This is a genomic window from Lelliottia sp. RD5 (assembly GCF_056032945.1).
This window is the reverse complement of the sequence record NZ_JBVYHQ010000004.1, coordinates 161,566-178,531: the sequence shown is the minus strand read 5'-3', so window position 1 is coordinate 178,531 and position 16,966 is coordinate 161,566. Positions and strand designations below refer to the sequence as shown.

Sequence of the window (16,966 nt, the reverse complement as noted above, 5' to 3'; positions counted from 1 at the left end):
ACAAAGGGAATCAACATGAATCAATTCAATCAGTTTGGTCAGCCAGTGGGTGAGCCGATGAACGACTGGCAGCCTCGTCCGCATCCGGATCGCGTGGCGCTAAAAGGGCATTATTGCACGCTCACGCCGTTACGCCCGGAACATGCTGAAGCCCTTTTTACCGCCTATCAGCAGGCTGAAGACACCCGCAGCTGGACGTGGCTTTTGCGCGAACCGGATGCAACTGCCGACGAATTTACAGCGTGGGTAGAGAATGTTTGTGAACTGTCCGATCCGATTCACTTCACGGTGATCGACAACCAGACCAAATCACCTGTCGGCACATTAGCCTTGATGCGGATCGATGCGAAAAACGGCGTGATCGAAGTTGGGCATGTCCATTTTTCACCGCGCCTCAGCGGCACCGTGATGTCCACCGAAGCACAGTATTTACTGATGCAGTATGTGTTTACGACGCTGGGATATCGTCGCTACGAATGGAAATGCAACAGCCTGAATGCGCCTTCACGCCGCGCGGCGCAACGTCTGGGGTTTCAGTATGAAGGGCGTTTTCGTCAGGCGCTGGTGATCAAGGGGCATAATCGCGACACCGACTGGTTTTCGATCATTGATAGCGAATGGCCAGGACTGGAAAGCGCATTCCAGAGCTGGCTCGCCGCCGACAATTTCACCGCCGACGGCAAGCAGATAAGATCCCTGGAAAATTGGCGCGAATCACGGCGTTAACGTCTTTTCTTTCTTCCCTGCACCGCTTTAAAGCGCGGGTTAGATTTGCAAATCACGTACAGGCGTCCTTTGCGTTTCACAATCTGGCAATCCGGATGACGCTGTTTTGCACTGCGTAGCGAGTTTAGTACCTGCATGGTTAACCTCGCTTCGCATTGATAAAGCCACTAAAGCGCTGGCGGAAACGTGCCGCGCTGCCCTCTGTCGAGAAGGTTTTTTGCTTCCCGGTGTAGTACGGGTGCGATTTTGACGAGACATCGAGAGTGATGTACGGATACGTCTGGCCGTCGAGTTCGATTTCGCGATCGGTTTTAATCGTCGATCCCACTTTAAAAAATTCGTCAACGCTGGTGTCGTGAAAAACGACGGTACGGTAGTGCGGATGGATATTAGGTTTCATCTTACGCTCGATATGTTTTGTTATAACATAACAAAAGTCTATCCGAGTCACAGGATAAAAACAACCCCCGCCCGATTGGGCGAGGGAACCACGCTAAACGTCTTGCGAAGCCTGCTCTTTGCCCACCAGCAACGTGGTCAGGAAAAATGACAGCACCAACGCCATCGCCACGCCCGCAAGTGCAAAGATAAAATAGGGGCCGATATAAGCAGGCAAACTGAAGATGCTCGACAGAATGTAGCCGTAAAGCCGCACGCCGAAGAACGCGATAAACGCGGAGGCCAGTGAACTGGCGACAGTGGCCGCAATAAACGCTTTTTTGTAGCGCGTCAGAACACCAAACAGCGCCGGTTCGGTAATGCCAAGCAGTGCGGAAATCGCGGCTGAAAGGGTAACGGTTCTCTCCTGGCGGTCTCTGCTCAAGCGCCAGATGGCGAACGTAGAACCCGCAATCGCCATATTGGCCATAAACATCATTGGCATCAGCATGTCGTACCCGCGATCGCTAAAGTTTTGCAGCGCGATCGGCGTCATCGCATGGTGCATACCGGTGAGGATCGCTACCGGGCGAATCGCGCCCACAATCAAACCGGCAAAACTTGCCGACACGCTAAACAGCCCTTCAATAAACAACGCCAGCCCTTTGCCTAGCCAGATGCCAATCGGGCCAATTACCACCAGCGCGGCCAGAGCGCCAATAAACAGCGTTAGCGTGGGCGTGAATACGGTCTTCAGTACGTCCGGCATGATGCTATCGACCCAGCGGTGGATATAGCTCAAGGCCAGAATCGAGAAAATCACCGGGATCACGCTGGAGGAGTAGTTGAACACCGAAACGGGAATCGCATTCAGTAGCCAGAGCGCGCTGACCGCCCCTTCCTGATGCGTCGCCAGCGCTTTGGCCGCGTCAATCAGCGACGGATACATCAGGCAAGCCGCGACGGCCGCCGCCAGATACTCGTTGGTTTTGAAGATTTTCGCCGCCGATACCGCCAGGAAAAACGGCAGGAAATAAAACACGCCGCTAGCAATAAGATCGATCACCATCACGGTATCACTTTTGGCGGAAACCACTTTTAGGGCGATCAAACCTGCCAGCAGCCCTTTGATCATCCCCGCGCCTGCAATGGCAGGGACAATAGGACCAAACACGCCCGACACGGTATCCATAAACAGCGATATCAGGCTCTTACGCCCTTTGGTTGCTGCCGGTGCCGCCGTATCGTTATTGCCCAATACGGTGAGCATCTGTTCATACCAGCTGTTCACTTTCGGGCCAATAATGACCTGAAACTGATCGCTTTGCAGCTGCGCGCCCAGCACTCCGGGCAATTTTTTTATCTCATTTTGATCGACTTTATTATCGTCAATGAGATCAAAGCGCAGCCGCGTCATGCAGTGCCAGACTTTATTAATATTCCCCTGGCCGCCGACCAGACGAATAATATTATTGATCGCTTCGTGCGTCCCCATAAAGACTCCTGCCCGATGTTGTTGTCGTTTTAATGTCGCCATGAAGAATAATTAAAGCATGACAACAAAACAAACCAATAAAAGTAGACTTCGCTCACAATTAGCCAGCAGAAAGCCAAAAAAACGTAAAACGGCTCAAATTGGTATGGTTTTAAATTACATTTACGATAAATAACTGACCAAAATAAATAGTCAAAAAAACGGTTTACCCACTCACGATTTTAGGGTGATGATATTCCCCATAACGTATTCCCACAGTGCAGCAAAGGAGTTATTTCGTGACGCCTGTGATCATCAAAGATATTGAATGTTTTATTACCCGCCCTGATCGACATAATCTGGTTACCGTCCGTGTGACCACCGAACAAGGCATCACGGGCCATGGATGTGCGACCTTTCAGCAGCGCCCACTGGCCGTTAAAACGCTGGTGGATGAATACCTGCGACCCCTGCTGATTGGACGTGATGCGAACAATATTGAAGACCTGTGGCAGATGATGAACGTCAACGCCTACTGGCGTAACGGCCCGTTGATGAACAATGCCATTTCAGGCGTCGACATGGCCCTGTGGGATATTAAAGGTCAGCTGGCCGGTATGCCGCTGTATCAGCTGTTTGGCGGTAAATCCCGCGACGCGATCCCGGCCTACAGCCACGCCAGCGGCGAAACGCTGGAAGCGTTATTTGCCTCCGTGGATACGCTCATTGCGCAGGGCTATCGCCATATCCGCTGTCAGCTCGGCTTTTACGGCGGTACGCCATCCGAACTCCACTCCCCGGACAACCCTACGCCGGGCGCATGGTTCGATCAGCAAGAGTACATGAGCAATACCGTCGAGATGTTCCGCGCCCTGCGCGAAAAATATGGCTGGAAGCTGCATATTTTGCATGATGTCCATGAGCGGCTGTTCCCACAGCAGGCCGTGCAATTGGCAAAACAGCTCGAACCGTTCCAGCCCTACTTTATTGAAGATATTTTGCCGCCACAGCAAAGCGCATGGCTGGAACAGGTGCGTCAGCAAAGCTGCGTTCCGCTGGCGCTGGGAGAGTTGTTTAATAACCCTGCTGAATGGCACGATCTGATTGTGAATCGTCGTATCGATTTTATACGCTGCCACGTCTCGCAAATCGGCGGGATCACTGCGGCGCTCAAGCTGGCGCATTTATGTCAGGCTTTTGGCGTACGCCTTGCCTGGCATGGCCCGGGCGATATGACGCCGATCGGCGTCGCGGTGAACACTCACCTGAATATTCACCTCCACAATGCGGCGATTCAGGAATTTATTCCTCGCTCTGCCACGACAAACGACGTGTTCCCCGGCGCGCCAGAGGTAAAAGACGGATTTGTCTATCCCCCCGTACAGCCCGGCATCGGCGTGGGCTTCAACGACGCGTTGGCGATGGCGCACCCGGTTGTTTATCGACCGCACGAGTGGACACAAAGCCGTCTGCCCGACGGTACCCTTCACACGCCCTGATTTTGGCGCCAGGCCAGATTGTCGCGGTTGTACGGAATGACGTAAGTGCAGGTATAGTTGATATCAATAATATCGCTCACCTCAAACACGCGCCCGCCATCCAGAATACCGCGATTATTGATATGCATTGCCGGGCTGCCTTTTTTGCAGCCCAAAATCACCGCCTGTTCACGGCCTACGCTCACCGCGCGATAGGTGGTCAACATATGAGAAATGGTCAATCCTTTGCTCAGAACATACTGCTGGATTGAGCGCTCAATGGCCTGCTGATTCAGATCCGGGAAATCCGCGGCAGGCATACTCGATATTTCGAGCTGTACGGGCATGTCATCGACGTAGCGCAAGCGGCAGAAGTGCCAGATAAAACTCTCCTCATCAATACCGAAAATCTGCTGCGCGGCGCGATCCGGGCGCTTCTTATGCAGGCTGATCATCCGGTAACGAATCTGATCGAAGCGCTTTTCCGTGATCGAGTTATACACCAGGGGATTATTGCGCGCGTGCTCGTTGATCCAGATCCCCGAACCTTGCACAATCCGCACCACGCCAATGCTGACCAGCTTTTCGAGCGCCTGTCGAATAGTAAAACGTGACACACCATATTCCTCGGCGAGCTGTCGTTCCGGCGACAGTTTGCGCGGACCCGGCGTGGTGTCCTGATAAATTTTGCTCAGGAGATCTTGTGTCACGAATTCTTTTTTCTTCATTACTTTTCCCTGAATCAAATCAATCACTGCAGCATGTTATAAGATTATCATTTTGGGGCGATTTAATTCAGCACTGCAGAAAGGATACCGCTGCATGACAACCCGCCATTTGGTCAGCCTGGTGACTGGTGTTCTGATTTTTTCCGTGCTGATCCCCATCAGCCTGAGTGTTTGGCTCGCGCATCGCCAGGCAGAGGACAAATTTGTCCAGGATTTGGATCGCTACTCTTCGCGTGTGTTGATCCGTAGCAACAAAGTGATTGATCAAGCTAAAGCAGCGCTAACGCAAATCCAGTCTTTTAACGGTGAGCCGTGCAGCTATCAGCATTTACTGGAGATGCGCCGGATCTCTTTCTCCTTCCGCTACGTTCAGGAAGTGATGTACGTTGATAACCGCAAGCCCGTGTGTTCATCGCTCGAGCAGGTCAGCAAAGCGAAGGCGTTTCCGCTTCCTATGCGCACGACGCACGATGGCTATGATGCGTGGCTGACGCAGCAAAACGATCTCGGCATTCGGCGCTATATGACCGTGCTGGGCCTCGGAAACTATCTGGTCCTGTTAGATCCGGAATCGCTGATTGATGTCATTCCTTTTGGGGCCTGGCCGATCGAAGCCGCGCTGGTCGGCTATGACAGCAATATTGTTTTTTCCAGCAGCAGCCCTCTCCCACCGCACATCTGGCAGCAATTACAGAAACAGGATTTTGCGCCGCTGCAGTACAAGGGATCGATGTACGTCGTCAAATCCGTCCCAGATTTGCGCTTTGCGGTCGTCGCCTGGGCCTCTCTTGAGCCGCTCAAGGCGAGCTGGCATCAACAGCTGCTGTTCTGGTTCCCGTTTGGTGCTCTGGTCAGTCTTGTGGCCGCGGCCTTTGTGATGCGGCTTTTACGCCGCCTGCAATCCCCGCGTAATCGTCTGCTGGATGCGATCCACGCCCGTGAATTTGTTATCCATTATCAGCCCATCGTGGCGCTTGATAGTGGCAAGATAACCGGCGCCGAGGCACTCACCCGCTGGCCTCAGCAGGACGGCAGCCTGCTTTCGCCAAACATTTTTATTCCGCTGGCTGAGCAAACGGGGCTGACGTCTAAATTAACCAGGCTGGTGATTGAGAAGGTCTTTGAGGATATGGGCGAATGGCTACGCCATCACCCCCATCAACATATTTCCATTAACCTTTCCGCCGCCGATCTATTTTGTGATGAACTGCCGCAGGTGTTGAGTCGTCTGCTTAAACACTGGCAGATTCAGCCGCAGCAAATTGCGCTGGAATTGACCGAACGGGAGTTTGCCGATCCCGCGGTGAGTGCGCCGCTCATCGCCAGTTTGCGTCGTTCAGGCCACCCCATCTATATCGACGATTTTGGCACCGGCTACTCCAGCCTCAGCTATCTCCAGGATCTGGATGTCGATACGTTGAAAATTGATAAATCATTCGTGGATGCGCTGGAGTACAAAAATGTCACGCCGCACATTATTGAAATGGCAAAATCGCTCAACATGGCAATGGTTGCTGAAGGTATCGAAACCGAAGGGCAATTAGAGTGGCTGCGTCGCCACGGCGTGCAGTACGGGCAGGGCTGGTTATACAGTAAAGCGTTGCCAAAAGTGGAGTTCATCTTATGGGCAGAGAACAATCTCGACCCTGACGAATAAGTCGCCCGGCACGCGGTGCGTCGCCGGGCGCAAACCCTCACTCATCCAGTAACGGCATAAACCCGCCGTAGATCATTCGCTTGCCGTCGAACGGCATGGAATCTCCCCACTCTTTCATGCGCGGGTCGGACATCAGCTTTTTGTTCGCCTCATCGCGAACCTCTTTCGACGGATATTCAATCCAGCTGAAAACGACTTCTTCGCCCTCTTCCGCTTTGACCGCCATGCGAAAATCGGTCAATTTTCCATCCGGAACGTCCTCGGCCCAACACTCCACAACCCGCGTCGCGCCAAACTCTTTAAACAGTGGAGCCGCCCTGGACGCCATCTCGCGATAAGCCTCCTTATTTTCTGCAGGAACGGCAACCACAAAACCATCGACATACTTCATGAGTCAAACCTCCGAAGTGAGCGTGCGGCCACCAGCTGTGACCGCAACCGACGAGGTTAAGTTTAGTCCTGTCGCCAGCTAAACGCGTAACGTATCACGCGGTGTTGCAGGATAAATTCCGGCGACACGCTTGGGCTCCAGGAGTCATCGCCGCCGACGCCCATATGGAAGGCGTCGATATTCAGCCAGCAGCCCGGTTCAGGTTCCAGCAAATGATGATGGCTGGTTTCACGCAGCTGCTGCTGACTGTAGCGGCTCAATGAAAAGTGGAAATCACCCTGCAGCTGATGCGTGCCAAAAGTCAGTTCGCGCGTATCGCAGCGCAGGCCGTTATCCGTCGGGAAAATATACGGCGTATGCAGCGCGTCCAGCGGCAACGTCCAGCGCCCCTGACGGGCGGCCAGTTTTCTGTCCGGGTAGTTCTCGTCCGGTCCCAGGCCGAGCCAGCTTGCCGTTTGCGGCGTTTGCGCCAGCTGACAGCTCAGGCCAATGCGCGCGGGTTGCGGAATATCATTCGCCACTTGTACCTGCACGTCGCCATGCAGCACGCCAGAACGGTCAATTGTCCAGGTTTTGCGGCTCAGGAACAGCGTTTTGCCGTTTGATTCCCAGGCGTGCAGGGTGGTGATTGTCACGGCCTGCGCGCGTTGTTCTCCTTCGCAGTGCAACAGACGCGGCGTGAGGTTGTACATGCCCGCCGCTTTCCAGCGCTCAACCCACGCATTTGGATCGATACGCGTGGCTTCGCTGACGCCGATATCATTATCGAGCGGCGCACGGGTGAAATTATCACTCAGCGGGGCGAGGAGCGTCGCGGTGCCGTTATTCCACCACTGGGTCAGATTTCCGCTGGTACGATCAAAATGCCAACGCTGTGACTGATGGCTGACTTCGAGCCGATCCTGTTTTACCGTCAGGTCTGGCTTCGTCGTTCCCTCAACGGACGGCGCAATATAGAGCGGCGCGGGCAGCTGCCACTGATCCCAGGCGCAGCGATGATTCGCCGGAGACCAGGCGGTCGACGCCGTCTGAACGATATCCACATTCAGCCAGATTTCGCCTGCCGCCGCGGCAAATTCCGGTGCGTCGATTTCAATACGCTGCGTTTGCTGCGGGGCAATCGTGAGCGCCACGTCCCCACTCGCCAGCACTTCGCCGTCGCGTGCAATATTCCAGGACAACTGCTCATTATCACTCTGGCGGAACAGATAATCGCTGTGCACGTCGACCACCAGCGGTGAAGTGCTTACCAGCGTAAACGTGAAAAATTGCTGCGCGCGCTGGGCTTCAAACAACGCCGGATGCGGCGTGCGATCCGGGAACACCAGCCCATTCAGGCAGAACTGACGGTCATTCGGTGTATCACCAAAATCGCCGCCATACGCCCAAAAAGGGTTGCCGTTGTCGTCTTTTTTGGTCAGCGCCTGATCCACCCAGTCCCAGACGAATCCTCCCTGTAAGCGTGGGTGATCGCGAAATGCCTGCCAGTATTTTGCAAATCCACCAAAACTGTTACCCATGGCATGGGCGTATTCGCACAGGATCAGCGGGCGCGTCTCATCCGGCATGCCGATCCACTTTTTCAGTGACCATTTTGGTACGGCCTCAAACGGCTGATCCTGATCGACACGGGCATACATCGGGCAGACGATATCGGTCGCAGCGGTATTTGCGCCGCCGCCTTCATACTGCACCGGACGCGTGGGATCGGTGGTTTTAACCCAGCGGTAGAGCGCGTCATGGTTGGCGCCATGCCCGGATTCATTGCCCAGCGACCAGATGATAATGGACGGATGGTTACGATCGCGCATCACCATGCGCGTCACGCGTTCGCTCATCGCAGGCAGCCAGCGCGGATCGTCGGCCAGACGGCTCATCGGCACCATGCCGTGTGTTTCAATATTCGCTTCGTCCACCACGTACAAGCCATACCGGTCACACAGCGTGTACCACAGCGGATGGTTCGGGTAATGCGAGCAGCGGACGGCGTTAAAGTTGTGCTGTTTCATCAGCTCGATGTCACGGCGCATGGTGGCTTCGTCCATCACCTGCCCGTTTTCCGGATGGTGCTCATGGCGGTTGACGCCACGGATCAGTAGCGGTTTGCCGTTCACTTTTAACAAGCCGTTGCTGATTTCCACACGACGGAAGCCGACGTCGCAGGCCTCCACGTCCAGGAGTTCACCTTGCCCGCTGCGCAATGCAATCGTTAAGCGATACAGTTCCGGGGTTTCGGCGCTCCACAGCGCCGGATCATTCACCGGCAACGTGACGTTTAAACGCTCCGCCCAATTGCCACGCTCATCAATAATGGCTGACCCGGGCCTGGCGCAGACCGTCGCGACTGAAAGCCCGTCACGCCACAGGGTCACCGCCACTTCGCAATCGGCAAACTGCTCACCGGCAAGCGCCACTTCAACCTGTAATTTTGCGCGGTCGTAATCGGCGTTCAGCTCCGTCACGACATGATAATCCGCTATCTGAGTGTGCGGTTTATGCAGCAGCGACACGTCGCGGAAAATGCCGCTCATCCGCCACATGTCCTGATCTTCAAGGTAACTTCCGTCGCACCAGCGCAACACCAGCACCGCCAGGCGGTTGGTTCCCGCGCGCAAAACCGTGCTTAAATCAAACTCTGCGGGCAAGCGGCTGTCCTGCGAATAGCCAATCCATTTGCCGTTGCACCAGAGATAAAACGCTGAGTTCACGCCCTCAAAAACAATGCGCGTTTGCCCGCTTTCGAGCCACTGCTCATCCACTTCAAATGTGAGCGAGTAACAACCGGTTGGATTCTCTGCGGGCACAAACGGCGGATTCAGCGGAATCGGATAGGTCACGTTGGTATACACAGGCGTATCAAAGCCCTGCATCTGCCAGTTTGACGGAACCGGCGTTGTCACCGCGTCGGCGCAATCGTCTGTCACCCAGCTTTCCGGCACCTGCTCTGGTGCCGCGTAATAGCTAAACTGCCAGTCACCGTTCAGCGAGCGCTTACGGGAGGAATTTTCGTCGGCCCGCGCGAGTGCTTCATCGCGCCAGCTGTTGAACGGGGCATGGGCAGGCAGGCGATGCCATTGGGTCACGCCGGGGTTTTCCCAGTCGCGGCGGGCTAAGATTTTGCTAAGTGACATTGGGGATGCAGTAAACATTTTAACCTCTTTGCGAAGCGCTCACAATTTTAGTCACAATGCCCTGCAGAAATGATCCGGTAAAGGATCGAAAGGCCGCAAAGCGAAGTCGATCACAAAAGCGTTATTGTCGCGCCAGCTGCTCGGCCACGATCGCCAGTGATTTCAGCTGTTGCGCCAGCGCTTCGCGATCGGCCTGCTGTGGCGAAAATCGGGCGCTGGAGTGCCGTTCGACCAGCGTGACGGGCAGCTGCGTTTGCCAGAGTTCATCCGTTGCGGGAGAAAGCAGCCACTCGACGCTGCGCTCACCGGCGTCACGAAACGCCTGGCGAATTGTGGTTAACGGCGGTGAAAACCAGGCGCTGTCAGCGGTATCATCAAATCCCACCACCGATATTTGCCCCGGTACGGCGATCCCTTTTTCTGCGCAGGCGCGCATCACGCCCAGTGCCATCTGATCGTTGGCCACCAGAATGGCGTCGGGAAGCGCTGCGCCAGACAAAAGCTGATGTCCTTTTTCATACCCGGAGGCGGCACTCCAGTCACCGTGAGCAATAGCACACGGCGTAATATCAGACTGCCCCAGCCGCGCCTGCCAGCCGGCTAACCGCGCGCGTGACGAGACCGAGCTTTCAGGCCCTGCGAGGAGTGCAATCTGCTGATGCCCGAGTGAAAGCAGGTGTTCTGCACCCAGCGTCGCGCCCTGCTCAGCGTCAAAAGCCAGGCGATGGACGTTCGCAGAAGGAGAAACATCAAAGAACAGTACCGGAACCGGCGCGGCCAAATGGCGAATTTTTTCCGCTTCGGCATCGTCCAGCGGAACGTTCACCAGCAGGCCCTCAACGCGCTGCGCCAGCAGTTCCTGCAACGCAGCCTGACAAAACTCTGGCTGTTCCACCATCGAGATCATCACGCTCACGCCGCGCTCACCCGCACGGGATTTTACCGCAGAGGCAATCTGCGAGGGCGCATGCAACGCCAGATCGGTGGTAATCAGCCCGAGCGTGCGGGTGCGTTTGCCGGCGAGCTGCTGCGCGCCGCGATTGGGCACGTAATGCAGCTCGGTCATTGCCTGCTGCACTTTTTCACGGGTGCGAGAAGAGACGTGTTCCGCATCGTTAATCACGCGGGAAACCGTCTGATAAGAGACGCCCGCCAGGCGGGCAACGTCATAGAGTGTAATGGCTTTCATGCTGTATACATCGCAACGGAAGATGCCGATATTCTGGCACAGCGCGTCTGTTAAAGCATGTGAGCGCTTCGCAAAATTAAACAACGCTTTCCGGTTGCGGGGTCACACTCATTTTCGGTTTCTGACGAAACCACGGCAGGCAAATTTGAATCAGTGGGCCGATGGCGAGCGCATACAGCACGGTACCTACGCCGAACGTTCCACCCAGCACACAGCCGATCAGTAAAACCGAAACTTCAATCGCCGTACGCACACTGCGCACCGACCAACCCGTACGGGCGTTGATGCCGGTCATCAGCCCGTCTCGCGGGCCCGAGCCAAAACCCGCACCGATGTACATTCCGGTGGCGAGCGCATTCACCACTACCGCTGACAGCAACAGCACGCTGCGCGCCACCAGCGAACTCATTTCTGGGAGCAATGCCAGCGAGGCATCGGCCGCCAGACCAATTACAATCACATTGCTAATGGTCCCCAGCCCTGGACGCTGGCGCAGTGGGATCCAGAACAGCAACACCAGCGCGCCGGTTAAAATCATCACCGTACCGATGTCCATCGCCAGCAGTTTGGCTACGCCAAGGTGAAACACGTTCCACGGATCAGCCCCGAGATCGGCACGGACGAACATCGCGGTGGAAAGCCCGTAAAATCCCAGCCCGACGTAAAGTTGCAGTAAGCGACGCAGCATTCTTTTTCTCCTGAAGTTTATGCTTTCATCTTCGCCGGAAATGGCCCTATGATTAATGTCCAGTTTTCAAATAGTGGACTGCATATGTCATCACGTCGCTTTGGTAGCCAGTCGCTGGTGCGCCTGTTGGGCCACTGGCAGCAAGTTTCTTCGCGCACGCCGCTGTGGCGTCAGTTAGCCGATGCCCTGCGCTTGCTCATTCTGGACGGCAGACTGGCGCTGGATACACGCTTGCCCGGCGAGCGGGAGCTGGCAAGCGCGCTGAATGTCAGCCGCACTACCGTCAGCAGCGCCCTGGCGCATTTACGCGACGAAGGTTATCTGGAAAGCCGTCACGGCAGCGGGTCGCGCGTCATTCTGCCGGAAAGCCACGCCGTCCCGACTCGCGCAGCCATCACCTCGGCGCTGGATCTCTCCACTGCCGCGCTCAGCGCCGGACCGGAAATTCATCAGGCTTATACCCACGCCCTCACCGCCATGACGCAGCATCTGTCGCTAACGGGTTACGATCAGATGGGGTTGCTGGCGCTGCGCGAGGCGATTGCCGCACGGTACAGCGCGCGCGGATTGCCGACGCGCGCGGATGAAGTGATGGTAGTGAATGGCGCGGTCAGCGGGCTGGCATTGGTATTACGAATGCTTACCGGCCCAGGCGATCGGGTGGTGGTGGATCATCCGACCTATCCGCTGGCGATTGCCGCGATTCAGGGGGCATCCTGTCGTCCCGTCGGTGTCTCGCTGCCTGAATCGGGATGGGATACCGACGGTTTTGCCGCCACGGTGGCGCAAACCGCGCCGCGTCTGGCGTACGTGATGCCGGATTTCCATAATCCGACTGGACGTTGTATGGACGCCGCCACCCGCCAGACGATAACGGATATTGCCGCTCAGACCCGCACGACGCTGGTGGTCGACGAAACCATGGTTGATCTGTGGTTTGATGCCCCGCCACCGCCACCGCTGGCGGCATTTAACCCACAGGCCAGCGTGATTACACTGGGTTCAGCAGGAAAAAGCTTCTGGGGAGGATTACGCCTTGGCTGGATCCGCGCGTCTTCTCGCACCATCGCTACGCTTGCGCAGACGCGCGACACGCTCGATCTTGGATCGCCGTTGCTTGAACAGCTTGCTACGCTCTGGTTGATTGAGCATTCAGCGTCGTTTCTTCCGGCAAGACGAGAGATGCTGCTTGAACGCCGGAACCAATGTGGCGCATTGATGCGCGAGCATTTTCCTGAATGGCGCTTTTGTGAGCCAGAAGGGGGGCTTTCTTACTGGGTAGAACTTCCAGGCATGGTGGCGACTCAGCTGGCGGCCCGAGCAGAAGCGCTGGGAATCCATCTGGGTACCGGCACGCGGTTTGGTGTTTCGGGGGCGTTTGATCGCTACCTGCGGATGCCTTTTTCATTGGATCCCGCGGAGCTTGAGAAAGCGCTTTTGCAAATTAAACCGCTATGGGCAAATTTGAATAAAACAGACGTTTTTTTAAAACGCGCTGTTATATAGCGCTTCAGAAATAATAAAAACTGCTGGCTGCAATGCATGCAGTCAGCAGTTTTCACAGGTTTGTTCTCAGTGCTGAGGAGGAATAGGGAAACCCTTAAGAGAAATAACAAAACTTTCTCCTTCTTTCTTTATTTTTGCGCCGGTATCACACCAGTCAGACGCAATGCGAAAGAACTCATCACTTCCTACATTCCAGCCAAGACGTACATGCTTTACATAGCCTGAGCGAAGCAGATCGCAGGCCTCTTTGTAGTCACTGGCATTAGACAGTTGTTGTTTCATTTTCTCTTCTTCAGAATTTTTCGTAGTGCTTTGATTTCTTTAGGAGTAAATGGCGCTACACTCTCTTCTTCCGTATGTTGATTATCGATATCCTCTTCCGATACTCCCGCCTCTTCTACTGCTTCAAAGGCCAGCAGCAGCAGTTTTTCTGTGGTGACACTTAAATTCTCGTTATTCACTTCTGCGTAATGACGAAGTCTTTCTTTTAGCGCTTCATCTATTTTTACGTTAAGTACCGCAGTGACCATGTTTGTGACTTCCCTTCGGAATAAGTTATTTATTTAATACACGAAGTTATCAGCGCAATCCACATATATATTTTTTGCTTATGACAGAATAAAAACACCCAACAATAATTTGCCAGTCTATTATTACAGGTTTATGACAATAATATTTCAGATGGATGAAAGATATATTACATAACCCATTTAATCGTAAGGCTAATAACAAAAAAACAAGCTATGGGTTCTGCGGACGGTGAATGAAGATCGAAGATGTTACGCGAGAGCGTCGAGACAGGCAGAAATGGGTGGGGGCCCTGCCAGCTACATCCCGGCACACACGTCATCCGCTTTGGCTGCTTCCTTCCGGATCTGACCTGGTAAACAGAGTAGTGTTGCGGGAGAACCAACAGAGCCCCCATTGAGAGCGTTGTTCCCAACGCGCTGGCGCATTATCCCTGCACAGGATCGCAATTGCAAGTTCACCGCGACCGGATGATGGTTTATTGCGCAAAGAACATCATTTATCCGCTATTATCGTCATCCCGGCATGAAATGAACGCAAGGATGAGGCATGGCTGTGAAAATTAGACCCGCAGTTCCAGGCGATGTTCCCGGTTTATTCGACGTCCGCACGTCGGTCACGGAAAACGCCATGAACCAGGAAGAGATGCAGGCGCTGGGCATTACGCCCGCAGCGATAACATCCATGATACAGACTTCTGACTGCGCGTGGGTCGCAGTGGATAACGAGAAAACTGTCGGTTTTTCCATGATTATCCCGGAGGATAACTGCCTTTTCGCCGCGTTTGTTCTGCCACAATTTGAAGGTCTGGGGCTGGGTAAACAGCTTGTACACATTGCTGAGCAGGCCCTTTTCAAGCACAGCGCCACGATTTGGCTGGAAACCGGAAAGAACACGCGCGCAGCGGGCTTCTATCGTCATCTGGGATGGGGAAATGAACAAGACGCTGGCGACGGCGATATCCGTTTAGAGAAACGTCGACAGGACTAACGCATGGATAATAACGACACCTTCTCGCAACGGGTATGGCAAATTGTGGCTTCTATTCCGCAAGGTTTCGTCACGACCTATGGCGATGTGGCCCGACTGGCAGGTTCACCACGCGCGGCGCGTCAGGTGGGCGGCGTGCTCAAGCGCTTGCCGGAAGGCAGCACGTTGCCGTGGCATCGGGTCGTGAATCGTCATGGGGAGATTTCCCTGACTGGGCCTGATTTACAGCGTCAACGCCAGGCGTTGCTGTCAGAAGGCGTGCAGGTGTCGGGAAAAGGCCAAATCGATATGCAGAAATATCGGTGGGAGTATTAAAACCCTCTCCCCGCAAGGAGAGGGTCAGGGGATTAATACTGTGTCGGTGCAGGAACCGCAGAAGACGGGTTAACCTGCGTTGGCGAGGTTGATGGAACGGTTGTTGCCGAACCACCGCCCTGCTGCATCGGAACGGCTGTCTGCTGAACCGGAACCAGCGTCAGATCGGCTTTTGTCCCGCCCTGGTTGATCACTGGCTGTACCGTATCAGTGATAAACACCAGTTTGTCATTGACGGTCACCGCTGCGCTCAACAAGATACGCGCGTTCGGCTGAATGTCTGCCGGGTTAAAGGGCAGCACGAAGCTGAACGGGGACTGTTTACCTTCGGTTCGCACCGCTTTCTGCGAAAGCACTTTTGACGGCGCATCAGCCAGCGAAGCATCCGACAGGGTCACGGTTAATACGGCATCCGGCGGCAGAGCCACTTTCTGACGGATCCAAACCGTACCCGAAACATTCGGCTGCTGCATGGTCGGCTGCGTTGTCGCCCCTGCCGCATTTGGGTTTGGCGCTGGCGTCTGAATGTCTGCACTTTTGTCCGCACACGCAGACAGAGCAACCGCTACCGCTAAACCACTTAACATGTGCACGAGTTTCATTGAGTTCTCCTTATCTTCAATGCACAAGCGGGATCGATCCCGCCCGAAGTCGTTAACAAAAACATAACGTGACTAAGTGTGGCACATATCACTTATTTATGCCTGGTTTCGCCTCGTTATTCAGATTATTGCACCCATCGGACCACTTCCCATTCTGCGTTATAATCAGCGTATCTTTCGCGATAGCGCTTTATTGAGGACGACTATGAGTCAAGCATTGAACAATCTGCTGACATTACTGAATCTGGAAAAAATTGAGGAAGGACTCTTCCGTGGACAGAGCGAAGATCTCGGCTTACGCCAGGTCTTTGGCGGTCAGGTCGTGGGTCAGGCGCTGTACGCTGCCAAAGAGACCGTGCCCGAAGACCGTCTGGTTCACTCTTTTCACAGCTACTTTTTACGTCCGGGCGATAGCGCAAAACCCATTATTTATGACGTAGAAGTCCTGCGCGACGGCAACAGTTTTAGTGCCCGGCGTGTGGCTGCCATTCAAAATGGTAAACCGATTTTTTACATGACGGCCTCATTCCAGGCCCCGGAACCGGGTTATGAGCATCAAAAAACGATGCCGTCCGCCCCAGCGCCTGATGAGTTGAAATCAGAAACGGATATTGCGCGTGCGCTGGCGCATTTGTTGCCGCCGCAGGTTAAAGAAAAATTCCTGTGTGATAAGCCGCTTGAAATCCGCCCGGTCGAGTTCCACAACCCGATGAAAGGCCATATCGCCGAGCCAAAGCGTCAGGTATGGATGCGCGCTAACGGCGCAATGCCGGAAGATCTCCGCGTTCATCAATATTTGCTGGGCTACGCCTCTGATTTCAATTTCCTGCCGGTGGCATTGCAGCCGCACGGCGTGGGCTTCCTGGAAAAAGGGATGCAGGTGGCAACTATCGACCACTCCATGTGGTTCCACCGCCCGTTTGATATGAACGAATGGCTGCTGTACAGCGTGGAAAGTACGTCTGCATCCAGCGCGCGCGGCTTTGTGCGCGGTGAGTTTTATACTCAGGATGGTGTTCTGGTGGCTTCGACGGTACAGGAAGGGGTGATGCGAAATCGCGGTTAAGCCTTGTGCAGGCTGATGCCCTCACCCCAGCCCTCTCCCACGGGAGAGGGGGAAACATTAAAAAAGGCAACTTACGTTGCCTTTTTGCCTGGACCTTGTGCGGTCTGCTCCCCTCACCC

At 54.7% G+C, this 16,966-nt stretch carries 18 protein-coding genes and 1 other RNA gene; 7 read left to right on the top strand and 12 right to left on the bottom strand.

What is annotated here, in order from left to right; genetic code table 11:
* The first annotated feature begins 15 nt into the window (after window positions 1-15).
* The gene (locus AC0LWE_RS14985) at window positions 16-726 is read left to right on the top strand and encodes a GNAT family N-acetyltransferase (protein ID WP_202667272.1); all 711 of its coding nucleotides are present in this window, start codon (window positions 16-18) and stop codon (window positions 724-726) included.
* Here the strand turns inward: AC0LWE_RS14985 and ykgO are convergent.
* The 3 genes from ykgO to AC0LWE_RS14970 all read right to left on the bottom strand — a co-directional run bounded on the left by ykgO (window position 723) and on the right by AC0LWE_RS14970 (window position 2,599).
* The gene (ykgO, locus tag AC0LWE_RS14980; RefSeq protein WP_003859006.1) at window positions 723-863 is read right to left on the bottom strand and encodes a type B 50S ribosomal protein L36; all 141 of its coding nucleotides are present in this window, start codon (window positions 861-863) and stop codon (window positions 723-725) included. The two genes, AC0LWE_RS14985 and ykgO, sit on opposite strands and share 4 nt — an antisense overlap.
* Before the next feature lie 2 nt (window positions 864-865).
* Entirely contained in the window at window positions 866-1,126 is a 261-nt protein-coding gene (locus tag AC0LWE_RS14975; protein WP_202713810.1) for a type B 50S ribosomal protein L31, read from the bottom strand.
* Between the two features lie 93 nt (window positions 1,127-1,219).
* Window positions 1,220-2,599, bottom strand: a complete 1,380-nt coding sequence (locus tag AC0LWE_RS14970; RefSeq protein ID WP_216981783.1) for a PTS transporter subunit EIIC — start codon at window positions 2,597-2,599, stop codon at window positions 1,220-1,222.
* A gap of 278 nt (window positions 2,600-2,877) precedes the next feature.
* Between AC0LWE_RS14970 and AC0LWE_RS14965 the strand changes: the two genes are divergently transcribed.
* Window positions 2,878-4,077 (top strand): enolase C-terminal domain-like protein, encoded by a 1,200-nt coding sequence (locus AC0LWE_RS14965; RefSeq protein WP_202694277.1) that lies wholly within the window; start codon window positions 2,878-2,880, stop codon window positions 4,075-4,077.
* Here the strand turns inward: AC0LWE_RS14965 and AC0LWE_RS14960 are convergent.
* Window positions 4,065-4,784, bottom strand: coding sequence for a GntR family transcriptional regulator (locus AC0LWE_RS14960; RefSeq protein ID WP_174342409.1), 720 nt, complete (start codon window positions 4,782-4,784; stop codon window positions 4,065-4,067). The two genes, AC0LWE_RS14965 and AC0LWE_RS14960, sit on opposite strands and share 13 nt — an antisense overlap.
* A 94-nt stretch (window positions 4,785-4,878) precedes the next feature.
* Here AC0LWE_RS14960 and AC0LWE_RS14955 point away from each other — a divergent pair, with 94 nt between their 5' ends.
* Window positions 4,879-6,441 (top strand): EAL domain-containing protein, encoded by a 1,563-nt coding sequence (locus tag AC0LWE_RS14955; RefSeq protein WP_219346949.1) that lies wholly within the window; start codon window positions 4,879-4,881, stop codon window positions 6,439-6,441.
* Window positions 6,442-6,478: 37 nt separating this feature from the next.
* Here the strand turns inward: AC0LWE_RS14955 and AC0LWE_RS14950 are convergent, their stop codons facing one another.
* From AC0LWE_RS14950 to yczE, 4 genes are all read right to left on the bottom strand, one after another.
* On the bottom strand, window positions 6,479-6,832 hold the full coding sequence (locus AC0LWE_RS14950; RefSeq protein ID WP_059177919.1) for a DUF1428 domain-containing protein: 354 nt from the start codon (window positions 6,830-6,832) through the stop codon (window positions 6,479-6,481).
* Window positions 6,833-6,894: 62 nt separating this feature from the next.
* A complete protein-coding gene (locus AC0LWE_RS14945; RefSeq protein ID WP_219346950.1) occupies window positions 6,895-9,981 on the bottom strand; it encodes a beta-galactosidase in 3,087 nt (1,028 codons plus the stop codon).
* Window positions 9,982-10,084: 103 nt separating this feature from the next.
* The gene (locus AC0LWE_RS14940) at window positions 10,085-11,152 is read right to left on the bottom strand and encodes a LacI family DNA-binding transcriptional regulator (RefSeq protein ID WP_202694280.1); all 1,068 of its coding nucleotides are present in this window, start codon (window positions 11,150-11,152) and stop codon (window positions 10,085-10,087) included.
* Window positions 11,153-11,228: 76 nt separating this feature from the next.
* On the bottom strand, window positions 11,229-11,840 hold the full coding sequence (gene yczE, locus AC0LWE_RS14935; RefSeq protein ID WP_216981786.1) for a membrane protein YczE: 612 nt from the start codon (window positions 11,838-11,840) through the stop codon (window positions 11,229-11,231).
* An 84-nt stretch (window positions 11,841-11,924) separates the two neighbouring features.
* Here yczE and yczR point away from each other — a divergent pair, with 84 nt between their 5' ends.
* Window positions 11,925-13,346 (top strand): MocR-like transcription factor YczR, encoded by a 1,422-nt coding sequence (gene yczR / locus AC0LWE_RS14930; protein WP_202667276.1) that lies wholly within the window; start codon window positions 11,925-11,927, stop codon window positions 13,344-13,346.
* A 66-nt stretch (window positions 13,347-13,412) separates the two neighbouring features.
* Here yczR and AC0LWE_RS14925 read toward each other — a convergent pair whose 3' ends face one another.
* From AC0LWE_RS14925 to ffs, 3 genes are all read right to left on the bottom strand, one after another.
* Window positions 13,413-13,628 carry a hypothetical protein gene (locus AC0LWE_RS14925; protein ID WP_041689306.1) on the bottom strand — a complete coding sequence of 72 codons (216 nt, stop codon included), beginning with the start codon at window positions 13,626-13,628 and terminating at the stop codon, window positions 13,413-13,415.
* Entirely contained in the window at window positions 13,625-13,876 is a 252-nt protein-coding gene (locus AC0LWE_RS14920) for a hypothetical protein (RefSeq protein WP_012016329.1), read from the bottom strand. The genes AC0LWE_RS14925 and AC0LWE_RS14920 overlap by 4 nt, the downstream gene beginning before the upstream one ends.
* 288 nt (window positions 13,877-14,164) lie before the next feature.
* An RNA gene (gene ffs, locus AC0LWE_RS14915) (signal recognition particle sRNA small type) lies at window positions 14,165-14,261 on the bottom strand.
* Window positions 14,262-14,423: 162 nt separating this feature from the next.
* On the opposite strand from ffs, the gene AC0LWE_RS14910 reads away from it, so the two are divergent.
* Both AC0LWE_RS14910 and AC0LWE_RS14905 read left to right on the top strand, forming a co-directional pair.
* Entirely contained in the window at window positions 14,424-14,864 is a 441-nt protein-coding gene (locus tag AC0LWE_RS14910) for a GNAT family N-acetyltransferase (RefSeq protein ID WP_202667277.1), read from the top strand.
* Between the two features lie 3 nt (window positions 14,865-14,867).
* Window positions 14,868-15,179, top strand: coding sequence for an MGMT family protein (locus AC0LWE_RS14905; protein ID WP_216981789.1), 312 nt, complete (start codon window positions 14,868-14,870; stop codon window positions 15,177-15,179).
* A gap of 32 nt (window positions 15,180-15,211) precedes the next feature.
* On the opposite strand, the gene AC0LWE_RS14900 is transcribed toward AC0LWE_RS14905, so the two are convergent.
* Window positions 15,212-15,781, bottom strand: a complete 570-nt coding sequence (locus AC0LWE_RS14900) for a YbaY family lipoprotein (RefSeq protein WP_059177910.1) — start codon at window positions 15,779-15,781, stop codon at window positions 15,212-15,214.
* Between the two features lie 205 nt (window positions 15,782-15,986).
* Between AC0LWE_RS14900 and tesB the strand changes: the two genes are divergently transcribed.
* On the top strand, window positions 15,987-16,847 hold the full coding sequence (gene tesB / locus AC0LWE_RS14895) for an acyl-CoA thioesterase II (RefSeq protein WP_059177909.1): 861 nt from the start codon (window positions 15,987-15,989) through the stop codon (window positions 16,845-16,847).
* The last annotated feature ends 119 nt before the right edge of the window (window positions 16,848-16,966 follow it).